At 67.8% G+C, this 11,953-nt stretch carries 13 protein-coding genes; 4 read left to right on the top strand and 9 right to left on the bottom strand.

Features of this window, described 5'->3' with window-relative positions:
• Nucleotides 1–23 precede the first annotated feature (23 nt).
• Genes IEY61_RS06450 through IEY61_RS31080 form a run of 4 tightly spaced genes read right to left on the bottom strand, consistent with a single transcriptional unit; the run spans nucleotide 24 to nucleotide 3,435 of the window.
• Nucleotides 24–1,226 (bottom strand): restriction endonuclease subunit S, encoded by a 1,203-nt coding sequence (locus tag IEY61_RS06450; protein WP_189041516.1) that lies wholly within the window; start codon nucleotides 1,224–1,226, stop codon nucleotides 24–26.
• Complete coding sequence (locus IEY61_RS06445) at nucleotides 1,223–2,740, bottom strand: type I restriction-modification system subunit M (RefSeq protein ID WP_189041514.1); 1,518 nt, start codon at nucleotides 2,738–2,740, stop codon at nucleotides 1,223–1,225. Before IEY61_RS06445 ends, IEY61_RS06450 begins: the two co-directional genes overlap by 4 nt.
• Nucleotides 2,737–3,075, bottom strand: a complete 339-nt coding sequence (locus tag IEY61_RS06440) for a hypothetical protein (RefSeq protein ID WP_189041512.1) — start codon at nucleotides 3,073–3,075, stop codon at nucleotides 2,737–2,739. The genes IEY61_RS06445 and IEY61_RS06440 overlap by 4 nt, the downstream gene beginning before the upstream one ends.
• A gap of 6 nt (nucleotides 3,076–3,081) precedes the next feature.
• A complete protein-coding gene (locus IEY61_RS31080) occupies nucleotides 3,082–3,435 on the bottom strand; it encodes a hypothetical protein (RefSeq protein ID WP_229705726.1) in 354 nt (117 codons plus the stop codon).
• Between the two features lie 498 nt (nucleotides 3,436–3,933).
• Between IEY61_RS31080 and IEY61_RS06430 the strand changes: the two genes are divergently transcribed.
• Complete coding sequence (locus IEY61_RS06430; RefSeq protein ID WP_189041508.1) at nucleotides 3,934–4,815, top strand: helix-turn-helix domain-containing protein; 882 nt, start codon at nucleotides 3,934–3,936, stop codon at nucleotides 4,813–4,815.
• Nucleotides 4,816–4,832: 17 nt separating this feature from the next.
• Entirely contained in the window at nucleotides 4,833–5,009 is a 177-nt protein-coding gene (locus IEY61_RS06425; protein ID WP_189041505.1) for a DUF397 domain-containing protein, read from the top strand.
• A gap of 203 nt (nucleotides 5,010–5,212) precedes the next feature.
• Here IEY61_RS06425 and IEY61_RS06420 read toward each other — a convergent pair whose 3' ends face one another.
• The 4 genes from IEY61_RS06420 to IEY61_RS06405 form a co-directional block, all read right to left on the bottom strand.
• Nucleotides 5,213–5,929 carry a CDP-alcohol phosphatidyltransferase family protein gene (locus tag IEY61_RS06420; protein WP_189041503.1) on the bottom strand — a complete coding sequence of 239 codons (717 nt, stop codon included), beginning with the start codon at nucleotides 5,927–5,929 and terminating at the stop codon, nucleotides 5,213–5,215.
• Nucleotides 5,913–6,980 (bottom strand): iron-containing alcohol dehydrogenase family protein, encoded by a 1,068-nt coding sequence (locus IEY61_RS06415; protein WP_189041501.1) that lies wholly within the window; start codon nucleotides 6,978–6,980, stop codon nucleotides 5,913–5,915. Before IEY61_RS06415 ends, IEY61_RS06420 begins: the two co-directional genes overlap by 17 nt.
• On the bottom strand, nucleotides 6,968–7,699 hold the full coding sequence (locus IEY61_RS06410) for a phosphocholine cytidylyltransferase family protein (RefSeq protein WP_189041500.1): 732 nt from the start codon (nucleotides 7,697–7,699) through the stop codon (nucleotides 6,968–6,970). The genes IEY61_RS06415 and IEY61_RS06410 overlap by 13 nt, the downstream gene beginning before the upstream one ends.
• Nucleotides 7,700–7,864: 165 nt before the next feature.
• Nucleotides 7,865–8,314: an NUDIX domain-containing protein gene (locus tag IEY61_RS06405; RefSeq protein WP_189041498.1), complete on the bottom strand. Its 450-nt coding sequence runs from the start codon at nucleotides 8,312–8,314 to the stop codon at nucleotides 7,865–7,867.
• A gap of 111 nt (nucleotides 8,315–8,425) precedes the next feature.
• On the opposite strand from IEY61_RS06405, the gene IEY61_RS06400 reads away from it, so the two are divergent.
• The gene (locus IEY61_RS06400; RefSeq protein ID WP_189041495.1) at nucleotides 8,426–9,520 is read left to right on the top strand and encodes an aminotransferase-like domain-containing protein; all 1,095 of its coding nucleotides are present in this window, start codon (nucleotides 8,426–8,428) and stop codon (nucleotides 9,518–9,520) included.
• A gap of 513 nt (nucleotides 9,521–10,033) precedes the next feature.
• Nucleotides 10,034–11,092 (top strand): magnesium/cobalt transporter CorA, encoded by a 1,059-nt coding sequence (corA, locus tag IEY61_RS06395; RefSeq protein ID WP_229705738.1) that lies wholly within the window; start codon nucleotides 10,034–10,036, stop codon nucleotides 11,090–11,092.
• A gap of 97 nt (nucleotides 11,093–11,189) precedes the next feature.
• Here corA and IEY61_RS06390 read toward each other — a convergent pair whose 3' ends face one another.
• Nucleotides 11,190–11,942, bottom strand: coding sequence for a hypothetical protein (locus tag IEY61_RS06390; protein ID WP_189041491.1), 753 nt, complete (start codon nucleotides 11,940–11,942; stop codon nucleotides 11,190–11,192).
• Nucleotides 11,943–11,953: the final 11 nt, after the last annotated feature.

Genomic DNA, 11,953 nt, shown 5'->3' with positions numbered 1-11,953 from the left:
GGACAGCCGTCGATCGTCTCACATCAGAGCAGCCCCCGGAAAGCCCGATCCTGCAACGACGCAAACAGCGCGTCGAGTTCCACCAGACTCGTCCGATGTGCCGTCTTCATTCTCTCGGCGGACTTGACGCGCTCGGCAAATTCATGACGCAATTCAGGAGGGGGCAGCAAAATCTGTGTCTCACTGATCTGCTTGATGTTGAGCGTCGGCTGACTGACCGTTCGAAGCTCATTGGTGAAGTAGTCCTGCACAGTTCGAGTCTGTAGGTAGGCGGCTACGTAAGGGCGCATTTTCTGATCTTTAAGGGGCACCCGTGCGACGGCTCGCGCGATGTTGGAACCCACGTCATCTGGTTCGACAAGCGCAACCACTCCGATTGAACCTACGCAGCTCACGAGGATCTCGTTCCCGCGAAGTCGTGAGCGACTGTACTGAGCTTCGATCGCGGGACTGATGTGCTTCAAGGAGGAGCGGTTGACTCGTCCGTCGGTAAGGTCACCGACCCTTACCAGCGGGACCCCACCGTCCTCGTTATTTCCTGGCTGGACTACACCATAGTTGATCCGGTCTCCCGGGGAAACTAGCGACGATAGCGGGAAGGATGGCCAGCCCTTTGCGTTAATTCGTGGGACGCCGAACATTTCGAGAAAGATGGACTGGGTGAGGGCGTCGAGGTGGGCGAGCGCTTCGCGCCGCTTGGCGCGCAGCTCGTCCGCCCGATCCAGCACCTCCACGACCTTTCGTTGCTCCTCTGGAGGAGGAACTGGAACTTGCCATCGAGCTAGAGTCTCGCGGCCAAGGTGGTAGATTCCCACTCCACGCGACGCTGCAGCAAATTTCCGAGTGGCCGACTGCTGAAGAAAGAAGTGCAATAGATATTCGGGCATTACGTCGTTCGGTCGCACGCGTATCAAGGTATTTTGGAAGGCGCAGTTTGGGATCTCCCCGCGCCACAGCGCTGGCTTGCCCACCTCTGCAGGGCTTCCCGATGCCTCGTTGAGTAGCAGATCTCCCTCTTGGAGTCGGTAGATTCTCATTTCAGCATCGGTAAAGTTCATGGACTTAACGTCGTCGAGCAGTAGTCCACGCCAACCGACATTTGCTGCTCTTACGTAGGGCCGCATTTGATCACCGGTGTGGTTCTTCGGAGATCTCTGCCGACCAAGCCGAACATCTGCGATGGAGTCGAGGGAAACGGTTTTCCAGTGAGGGGGGAGCGTCTTCATCCGAGCATCGCCTTCAGGTCGGACATGCCCTGCTGGATCTCGGACTCCACGCGTTCCAGGTCGGCCAGGATGTCAAGAGGCGAGCGGTGCTCGACCTCCTCGTGGACGACCTTCTTGTAGCGGTTGAGGCTGAGGTCGTAGCCCTGCTCGACGATGTCGGCCTTGGATACGCAGAAGCTCTGCTCGGTCCGCGCCCGCTGCAACTCGTCGCTGTCCCGGCGGAACCACCGCGCCAGGGCGTCCGGCAGGTTGTTCTTCGCGTGCTCGTCCTCGGTCAGCGCCACGCCTGACACCGGCCCGAGTTTCTCGGCAGGCAGCAGCGGAGTTCGCTTGTCGTCCAGGCTCCAGCCATCGGCGGTCACCTCGTAGAACCAGACGTTGTCGGTCCCGCCGCTGTTGGTCTTGGTGAAGAGCAGGATCGCCGTGGAGACGCCCGAGTAGGGCTTGAAGGTGCCGCTGGGCAGCTTTACCACCCCGTCGAGCTTCTGGTCCTCGACCAGCATGCGGCGTAGCTCCTTGTGCGCCTTGCTTGATCCGAAGAGCACGCCGTCTGGCACGATGACGGCCGCCCGGCCGCCGGGCTTGAGGAGCCGGAGGAAGAGGGCGAGGAAGAGCAGTTCGGTCTTCTTGGTCTTGACGATTCGCTGGAGGTCCTTGGACGTGCTCTCGTAGTCGAGGCTGCCGGCGAACGGCGGGTTGGCCAGGATCAGCGAGTACTTCTCGGACTCCCCGCTGACGTTCTCGGCCAGTGAGTCGCGGTAGCGGATGTCTGGGCTGTCCACGCCGTGCAGCAGCATGTTCATGCTGCCGATCCGCAGCATCGTGCCGTCGAAGTCGAAGCCGTGGAACATGCTCTCGTGGAAGTGCTCCCGCTGCTTCGCGTCGAGGAGCGCGTTCGGGTGGGTGCGTCGTACGTACTCGCCGGCCTCGACCAGGAAGCCCGCGGTGCCGCAGGCCGGGTCGCAGACCTCGTCGCTCGGGGTCGGGGCCATCATCGCGACCATCAACTGGATAATCTGCCGGGACGTGCGGAACTGTCCGTTGTGTCCGGCCGTGGCGATCTTGCTGAGCATGTACTCGTAGAGATCGCCCTTGGTGTCCCGGTCCTCCATCGGGATGTTGTCGAGCATGTCGACCACGCGGCCGAGTAGCGCCGCGCTGGGGATGGTGAACCGGGCGTCCCTCATGTGGTGCGAGTACGTCGACCCGTCGCTACCGAGCGTCTGAAGGTACGGGAAAACCTGGTGGGTGACGATCTTGTACATCGTCTCCGGGTCCCGACCCTTGAAGTTGGACCAGCGGAGTTCTTGCTGGTCCAGCCGGAACCGCAGCGTGACCGGGGCGTTCGGGAAGCGCTCCGCCTTCGCCAGCTCCCGCGTCTCCATCTCGTCCAGCCTCTTGATGAAGAGCAGGTAGGTGATCTGCTCGATCACCTCCAGCGGGTTCGAAATGCCGCCCGACCAGAAGGCGTCCCAGACGCGGTCGATCTTGCTCTTCAGTTCACCGGTTATCACGTGCCTCGTCCCCATGGCGTCGCGTCAGACTTGGCTTCACAGGGTATGCCCCTGTCATGATCAAGTGGCGCGGGCTTGCCGACCCGCTCTGCCCGGGGAGTGATGACGGTCAGCCGCTCGGGATTCATGCAGACCCATTTTCCGGAGCCGACCTCTGGTCGCAGCACCCAGATCGTCTCGCTGAGGACGTCGGTGACGATGCCCGGCTGAGCGGCGTCCTCGTCGTGGACCAGGTCGCCGACCCAGGCCCGGGTCGCGTTGTCGGGAGGCGGCGCGGGAAGCCGTTGGGTGGATTCCCAGTCGATGGGGTTCGCCTGCGTGGGTGGCTCCGACATGATGATCTACCTCCGGTGAGGATGTGTGGATGGATTGCCAGCTCGCCGCGCATCCGTAGCCGACCTGCCCTGCTGCCTTGAGTCGGCAGGTTGACGACCACCTCGCCGGGGAGCAGGAGCCGGTGGATTGAGCTTCTGGATTCCGGCGTGCTGGACGAAGACTTCTCGGCGGGTGACCGCGTCGCCCTTCTTGTCCAACTCGTATCCGTCGAGCCAGACCCACCCGTGGTACGTCGGCCGGTCGAGAACCCGGATGAGGCGAAACATGATCGGCGTACGGAACTGGACGCTGGCGGCTCGGGTGAGGTGAATGAGGTCGCCGGCCCTGAGCCCGGCTACCTCTGTCGGAACCGATGCCATGCCGTGATCCGGGTGCGCGCGATGTGAGCCTCAGGGCACCAGCCACTGGCCGTGCAGCGCTCGCAGCGGTGATGCCGGTGGTATTCGAGGACGTACCAGGCGTGCTTGATCAGGTGGGGCGTTCGCCGTGCCGTCACGACCAGCATCCCGCCCGGTAGTCCCCAGCGCGGGTCAGCAACGGCCGTTCCGGCAGGTAGGCCGCCTGTGCCGCGCCTATGGCCCGGTATACCCCTGCCCGCTCCGGATAGATCGTTGCCGGACCGAGGCGGTCGAGTGGGCTCGCTCGAAGGCGCTTGAGTGGACAGAGCTTCCGCAGCAGACCGAGGTGCATCGGGTTTTTCGCGTGCCGAGCCATCGAGCCTCCCGAACGTGGCAGCTTCCAAACAGAGAGTGACAAGAGTTATCCGAGAAGTCTAGAGTTCCATGGAAAGTTTCCATGGACGATTGCACTTCGCTGCGCGCACCTTGATCTCGGAGGTGGAGAGGAGAACACTGGCGGTGTTCACGACCCTGGAGGTAGACGTGGCGAGGGCAAGCGGCCCGACGATCGCGCGATGGCAGCTCGGCCGGGAGTTGCACAGGCTCCGCGAGGCAGCCGGCGTTTCACACAAGGAGATCGCGGCAGAGCTGGGTTGCTCGGAATCCAAGGTCTACAAGATCGAGTCCGGCGACGTCGGCGTCAGCCGGGCCGACGTGATCGTGATGCTGACGCGGTACGGAGTCGACGACGACCGGGTCCGGCAGACTACGCTGGACCTCCAGCGCCAAGGCAAGGAGCGGGGCTGGTGGGCGAAGTTCGGCCAACTTCCAAACCCGTACAGCGTGTATATCGGGCTGGAGTCCGCCGCGACGGCGGTGCGGAACTTCGAACTGGCCGCCGTGCCGGGCCTACTCCAGACCGAGCGGTACGCCCGAGCCATCTTCGATCAACAGCGGATGACCGAGGCGGCAGCCGAGCGAGAGAAGCGGCTCCAGGTGCGGATGGCGCGACAGGCGTGCCTCACCGAGGAGCCACTGCTCAATCTCTGGACGATCATTGACGAAAGCGCACTCCACCGTGAGGTAGGCGGACGGGAGGTGCTACGGGAGCAACTCCTTCACCTGGTCGAGATGAGCAAGCGCGACAACATCGACATACAGGTCTTGCCCTACAGCGAGGGAGCCCACCCGGGGATGCTCGGCTCGGTCGCCATCCTGGAGTTCCCGGAAGCCGTTCACACCCCGGTCGCCTACGTCGAGAGCTTCGCCGGTGACGTGTATCTGGAGCGTGAAGAGGACATGCGGAGGGTTACCCTGGCGTATACACACCTGCACAGCTCGGCCCTCAGCTCAACGAAGTCTCGTCAGCTGATCGCCGACGTGGCCAGGAGCCTGACGTAGCAGAAGGAGGGGCGGCCGTGGAGCCGAAGTGGCGCAAGAGCAGCAAGAGCCAGAGCAACGGCCAGTGCGTCGAGGTTGCGGACAACATCCCCGGCGTTGTCGCCGTTCGGGACAGCAAGGACAAGACTGGTCCCGCGCTGGCCTTCGACGCCCAGGACTGGCGCAGGTTCGTCGACTCCCTCAAGAGCAACTAGCGCTACCTCCCGTGAAGTGCCCCGACTCCCACCTCGGGAGTCGAGGCATTTTCTCTCTTTGAGCGATCGAGGCGGCGGCACCCCTGAACCACCCGCCCACCAGGCGGGAGCCGAACTTGGTTGATCATGAGGTTAGCGGCGAAGTCGATCTCCTCAACTGCCGCTAACCTCATGATCAACGGGGCGGGGGTGCGGGGTGCAATTCAGCGGAGGCTGGCGCGGGCGGAGAAGGCGATGCTGGCCAGCAGGAAGCCGCCGTTGACCACGGTGAACGCCACGATCACCCAGAACACGAGGGCCGGCGCGAGGGCCAGGACCAGGGCGGCGACGAAGATGACGGCGCCGTAGTCGCGGATCAGCTTGATCAGGCGTACGGGGAGGCTGGTCGAGGTGACCATGCTGGCCGCGTTGGGGCCGGACTGCATCACCGAGGTGACCAGGTTGACCATCCAGGTGCCGGCGAAGGTGGCCACCAGCCAGGTCGGGGTCGACGGACGCTGTGCCACCGCCACCGCGGACAGGGCGGCGACCAGGGCGATCTGGGCGGCCACGTCGCAGAGCACGTCGACCCGGGCGCCGGCCGCGCTGCCCTGGCCGGTCACCCGGGCCAGCTGACCGTCGGCGCAGTCCAGGGCGTACGCGATCTGCCAGCCGACCAGGGCGGCCAGGCCGACCACCCAGGCCGGTACGTCCCCGGCGGCGACCGGGCCGGCGAGGGCGACCACGGTGACCGAGGCGGCCAGCCCGAGCACCAGGTTGGTGATGGTCAGCGCGGTCGGGCGCAGCCCGAGTCGCTGGGCGACCAGCGCGAAGACCGCGCCGATCCACTGGCTGACCGACTCGCTGAACAGGCCGCCGCCCCGATTGACCCGGTGGAAGTCGGCGACCGTGGGGCGGGACGGGTCAGCCAAGGTGCTCACGGAGGGCGTCAACGTAGTCTCCCAGCCGGGTACGAAGGGCGTCAGCGGGCAACGCGAGGTGTTCGAGGATGGTGTAGCGGTCCGGGCGCGTGTTCGGCGCGAAGGCCACCGCCTCGACGAACTGCTCGTCGGTGAGCCCGAGGTCGCCCGGCCGGGTGGCCAGGCCGTGTCGGTGCAGACAGCGGGCGAGCTGGCCGAACCGTTCCCGGTCGCCACGGAGGAAGGTGCAGAACAGCGCGCCGAGGCCGACCTGCTCCCCGTGCGAGCCGGTGCCCGGGAACAGGTGGTCGATGGCGTGCGAGATCTCGTGGTCGCCGCCGCTGGCCGGCCGACTGGAGCCGCAGATCGACATCGAGATGCCGCCCAGGATCAGCGCCTCGGCCAGCGTGGTGAGGAACGCGTCGTCGGTGATCTTGCCCGGGTGGTTGACCAGCGCCTCCGCCCCGGTCCGGGCCAGGGTCACGGCGAGCCCGTCGATCGGCTCGCCGCGTACCCGATGGGCCAGTTCCCAGTCGGCGCAGGCGCTCAGGTTGCTCACCGCGTCGCCGATGCCGGCCTGGGTCTGTCGGTCCGGTCCGTTCTCGACGAAATCCAGGTCGACCAGGACGGCGATCGGGATGTGCACGCCGTACGAGCCCTTGCCGCCCTCGTGGGTCAGGGACGCCACCGGGGAGGCGATGCCGTCGTTGGCGAGGCTGGTCGCCACGGTGACCATCGGGATGCCGTACCGGGTGGCGGCGTACTTGGCGGTGTCGATGGTCTTTCCGCCGCCGATGCCGATGACCGCGTCGTAGTGCCGGCGCCGAAGCTTGTCGCCCAACTCGTTGGCGGAGTCGACGCTGCCGCCGGCGACGGTGAACACGTCGGCCGACCCGAGTGACGGCAGGCACAGCTCGACGACCTTCTCGCCCTGCCCTGGGCCGACCACCACCGCCACGTCGCCGCCGCCGGAGATCCGCCGGTCGGCCAGCAGGGCACCGAGGTCGGCGACCGCACCCCGGCGGACCTCGATCGACAGCGGGGTCGTGACCGTACGCGCTAGTAGCGGCATGCGATCTCCCGCGCCCGGACCAGGTCGTCGTGGTTGTCGACCTCCACCCAGGCGACGTCACCGATCGGGGCGGGCCGCACCTCGCCACCACGGTCGGCGAACTCCTGGTACCCGTCCTCGTAGTAGAGGTCCGGGTCGCGCCGCCAGGTCGCCTCCAGCGCGTCGGCGAGGGCGTCGGCGACGTGCGGCTCGATCAGTGTCGCCCCGATGTATTCGCCGTACGCCTCGCCCGGGTCCATCAGCTTGGTGATCCGGGTGAGCTGGCCGGCGGCGTCGAAGGTGGTCTTCATCTCCTCCTCGGCCAGCGGCTTGATGGTGTCGATCGCCAGCAGGACGCCGGGACCGCGCTCGGCCAGCAGGGTCTTCTCCACGCTGACCGGGTGCACGGTGTCCCCGTTGACCAGCAGTACCCCGCGGGCGAACCAGTCGCGGGCCAGCCAGAGGGAGTACGCGTTGTTCCACTCCTCGGCCTTGTCGTTGTGCACGAGGGTGAGCGTGACGCCGTACTTCTGCTCCAGGTCGTCCTGGCGCTCGCGGACGGCGTCCGCGGCGTAGCCGACCACCACCACCACGTCGGTGAGCCCTACCTCGGCGAAGTTGCGCAATGCGATGTCGAGGATGGTGATCTCGCCGTCCACCGGCACCAACGCCTTGGGCAGGGTGTCGGTGTACGGGCGCAGTCGACGGCCGGCTCCGGCCGCCAGCACCATTCCAACCATGCCGACATCGGTTCCTGTTCTCGGAGCATCCACCGAAGGAGGATAGCGCCGCCCGTGACGCGGCTGCCGCCGGTCAGCCGGCCAGCAGCGCAGCGTGCTGCCGGTGCGGGGGCGGACCCGACGGTGTCGCCCCGTCGACGGCGCGAGCCCGCTGCACCGAGGCGCTCACGAACCGGTCGACCTCAGCACGGTGAAGGCCTGCTCCGCGATCTGCCGGATCAGACCGTCGTTGACGTCGCGGTGCTCGTCGAGCAGGTCGAGGTCGTCGGGGCCGAGCCAGCGGTACTCGGTGTGCTTCCCCGCCTCCAGCACGGGCGCGGCCAGGTCACCGTCGACCCGGACCAGCCAGTCGGTCTCGATCCGGGCCAGGCCGTCGTCGCCGACGTAGTGGTACTCGCCGACCTCGCAGAGGATCTCCGACACCCGCCAGCCGGTCTCCTCGGTGACCTCCCGGCGCAGGGCCTCCTCGACGGTCTCGCCTGGTTCGAGGTGCCCGCCGACGATGTCCCAGCAGTTGGGGAAAAGGCGCCGGTGCGGGGAACGGCGCTGGAAGAAGAGGCGTTCCTCGGGGTCGACGATCAGCGCTCCGGCGCAGCGCAGCGGCTCGGTGGACATCCCGAGACAGTAGCCGCCGCGCACCGGGGTTCACCCGTCCCGGTGGCTCAGGATGCGGACATCGCCATGCCTTCCGCGTACGCCCCGCCATCGCCCGTACGCTGAACAGCCATGACCGCCGAGCAGCTGATCTCCTTTGCCCGTGGGGCCCCCTCGCTGGACATCGTCGATGTCGAGGGACTCAAGGCCGCCGCCGTCCGCGCTTTCGACGCCGACCCTGCCGGGGTGACCGCGTACGGCACCTCGGTCGGCTACCTTCCGCTACGCAGGTGGATCGCCGAGAAGCACGGGGTCGAGGCGGACCAGGTGTTGATCACAAACGGTTCGTTGCAGGCCGACGCCTTCCTCTTCGACCACCTGGTCCGGCCCGGTGACGCGGTGGTGGTGGAGCGGCCGACCTACGACCGCACCCTGCTCAACCTCCAGCGGGCCGGCGCCGACCTGCACAGCGTGGCCGTCGAGCCGGACGGCCTGGACACCGTCGCACTGCGCAAGCTGCTGGAGTCCGGGGTGCGGCCCCGGCTGGCGCACATCATCCCGAACTACCAGAACCCGGCCGGTGTCACGCTGTCCCTGGAGAAGCGTCGCGAGCTGCTCGACCTCGCCGCCGAGTACGGCTTCACGATCTTCGAGGACGACCCGTACGCCGACATCCGGTTCCGCGGCGAGCCGCTGCCGTCGATGCTGTCGATGGACACCCGCAACGTCGTGGTGCACGCCTCCAGCTTCACCAAGACGGTCTGCCCCGGAGTGCGGGTGGGCTACCTGGTGGGCCCGGCGGACCTGATCGCCGACATCGCGAAGAAGGCCACCAGCCTCTACATCTCCCCGGGCATGGTCTCGGAGGCGATCGTGCACCAGTTCTGCGTGTCGGGGGACATCGAGCGGTCGATCGAGACGGTCCGGGCGGCCCTCGGGGAGCGGGCCCGGGTGCTCGCCGAGTCGCTGCGCCGGCACATTCCCGAGGCGCAGTTCGTGGAGCCCGACGGTGGCTACTTCCTCTGGGTCGAGCTGCCCGAGGACGTCGAGGTCGACAAGCTCGCCCCGGCGGCGGCCGAGCGCGGCGTCGCGGTCGTCAAGGGCAGTGACTTCGTCATCGACGGTGGGCGGCATGCGCTCCGGCTGGCGTACTCGGCGGTGACCGCCGACCGGATCGACGAGGGTGTCCGGCGGCTGGCCGAGGCGATGGCAGCGGTCCGCGGCTGAATTTCTGTCAGATTTCTGACAGAACACGGGTCCGGCTCGCCCGGGGACTCCCGCTGGCGCGGCTGGCAGCTCACAATGCTGCGAGCGTCACTCATCATGCGTACGGATGACAGGCCGACGCTGGTCGTCGCGGTCTTCCCCGGCGCGGCCCCGGCCGCACGCTGGTGTTGGGCGCAGCCAGCACAACCCCCGCCCCCACGGTGCCGGGCGGGCCGGATCGCCCCCTCACCCCCCGAAGCGGTCCGGCCCGTCCGGCACCACCCCTCGTTCTCCACGGTCTCGCTGTTTCGCCGAGGGCGCCGGTCCTGCTCCGCTGGCGTCTCGATGACCGGCGCGGCGGCGTAACCTGCAAGCCGGAAGCCGGGCGCGGGAGGGGGCGGGATGACGGATCGAATCCAGCAGGGACGCGCCACCTCCACCGACGGTCACCGGGTGACCCCCGACGGCGGTCAGGCCGGGGCCCCGGACGGCGGCCGGGTGCTGCGGCCCCGCAACTGGTCACCGGTACGGGCCGTGACCCGCCGGCTCAGCCCTGACGGCTCCCGGACCCCCGGGAACCCGGCCGAGCCGCGCCGCAGCGCGACGGTCGACTGCGCGCTCTACCTCGACGGCCGGCGGCAGGCCGGGGACTGGGACTACGCCGAGGCGCTGGCCGCGGCCAGCCGCACCGAGACCGGCTTCGTCTGGCTCGGGCTGCACGAACCGGATCTCACCGAGATGACCGAGATCGCCGCGACCTACGGGCTGCACGAGCTGGCCGTGGAAGACGCGGTCAAGGCCCAGCAGCGACCCAAGCTGGAGCGCTTCGGCGAGGTCAGCTTCCTGGCGCTGCGGACCGCCCGGTACTGCGAGCACGCCGAGCTGACCGAGAACTCCGACGTGGTGGAGACCGGGCAGGTGATGCTCTTCATCGGTCCGCAGTTCCTGATCAGCGTCCGGCACGGGGACGCCTGCCGGCTGGCGCCCGTCCGGGAGGAACTCGAGACCCGGCAGGATTTGCTGCTGCACGGCCCCTGGGCGGTGGCCTACGCGATCACCGACCGGGTCGTCGATCTCTACCTGGAGGTCGCCGACCGGCTCGAGGACGACATGGACGTGCTGGAGACGGAGGTCTTCGACCGCCAGGCCAGCGGCCGCATCCAGCGGATCTACCAGATGAAGCGGGAACTGGTCGAGTTCAAGCGGGCGGTGATGCCGTTGCAGCGCCCGCTGCTCGCGCTCGCCACGCAGATGAACCGGGACGTGCCCAAGGAGGTACGCCGCTACTTCCGCGACGTGCAGGACCACCTCAGCCGCACGGTGGAGCAGGTCAACTCGTACGACGACCTGCTGAACTCGATCCTTCAGGCGCGGCTCGCCCAGGTGACGGTCGACCAGAACAACGACATGCGCAAGATCGCGGCGTGGGCGGCCATCGCCGCCGTCTGGACCGCGATCGCCGGCATCTACGGCATGAACTTCGACTTCATGCCCGAGCTGAAGGTGACCTACGGCTACCCGGTGGTCCTGGCCCTGATGCTCACCATCTCCCTGGCCCTCTACCGCTGGTTCCGCCGCAACGACTGGCTCTGACCCGCCCCACCACCACCTCCACCCCGCCGATCCTGGTTGGGCGGTGACCCGAGGTGCGGAATCGGCGGGGCCGGAGGAGAGTGGGGAAGCGGCAGGGTCAGGCGCGGCCGCTGGAGTTGCTGGCGGACTTGTTGACCGCCTTGCCGACGTTGTCGGCGGGGCGTCCGCTGGTCGTGCGGGCACCCTCGGCGACCGAGGGAACCTTGTCGGTCGGGGTGATCTTGGATGGTGCCGTCGCCGTGGTGGTGGAGGCGCCGTCGCCACCGGTCACCGCCGAGCTGCCCGCCCCGGCCGGCGCGATCGACGCCTTGCTGCCGCTGCCCGGCCCGGACGTACGCACCTCGATGGTCTCCATCTCCTCGCGCATCGGCTGCAGCGCCGCGCCCGTCTCGTACTCCGTCCACACCTGCTGCTCCCGGTAGCGCCGCAGCGCCATCGCGCCGGCCAACCCGGCCACCGTGCCCGCGGCGAGCAGACCGGCCATGGTGAGTCCGCCGCGGCGGGACTTCTTCTTCGCCTTCATCTTCTTCGCCTTCCTGGTGACTGCGGCCTGCTTGGTGGCGGCCTTTCCGGCAACGGCCTTACCGGCCGCCTCGATCCGTGCCTGACGCACCGCCACAGCCAACGGCGCGAGCGCGGCGGCCGTTGTCGCGAAACCGCTCGATGCGCGGTCCCGGACCACGATGGCGGCCGGTGCCACGGCACCCCGGGCCGCGTGGACCCGCGGACCGACGGTGGCGCCAGCCCCCCGCGCCGCGTGCGTGGCGGCCTGTCGCAGGTGACCGATGCCACGGTTCAGCTCCACCCGGGCCAGTTGTCCCTGGGTCTTGCGCCGCCCGATTCCAAACACGTCCCACCTCC

The organism is Micromonospora sonchi, from assembly GCF_014646235.1.
GTDB classification, from domain to species: Bacteria; Actinomycetota; Actinomycetes; order Mycobacteriales; family Micromonosporaceae; genus Micromonospora; species Micromonospora sonchi.
The sequence above is the reverse complement of the archived record's forward strand: the minus strand, read 5'-3'. Positions and strand labels throughout refer to the sequence as shown.

What these genes read in the sequence shown, in the direction of transcription:
- IEY61_RS06450 (WP_189041516.1), bottom strand. Translation starts at nt 1,226, where the DNA reads ATGAAGACGCTCCCCCCTCACTGGAAAACCGTTTCCCTCGACTCCATC.
- IEY61_RS06440 (WP_189041512.1), bottom strand. Translation starts at nt 3,075, where the DNA reads ATGTCGGAGCCACCCACGCAGGCGAACCCCATCGACTGGGAATCCACC.
- IEY61_RS31080 (WP_229705726.1), bottom strand. Translation starts at nt 3,435, where the DNA reads ATGGCATCGGTTCCGACAGAGGTAGCCGGGCTCAGGGCCGGCGACCTC.
- IEY61_RS06415 (WP_189041501.1), bottom strand. Translation starts at nt 6,980, where the DNA reads ATGCCGCTACTAGCGCGTACGGTCACGACCCCGCTGTCGATCGAGGTC.
- IEY61_RS06410 (WP_189041500.1), bottom strand. Translation starts at nt 7,699, where the DNA reads ATGGTTGGAATGGTGCTGGCGGCCGGAGCCGGCCGTCGACTGCGCCCG.
- IEY61_RS06405 (WP_189041498.1), bottom strand. Translation starts at nt 8,314, where the DNA reads ATGTCCACCGAGCCGCTGCGCTGCGCCGGAGCGCTGATCGTCGACCCC.
- IEY61_RS06400 (WP_189041495.1), top strand. Translation starts at nt 8,426, where the DNA reads ATGACCGCCGAGCAGCTGATCTCCTTTGCCCGTGGGGCCCCCTCGCTG.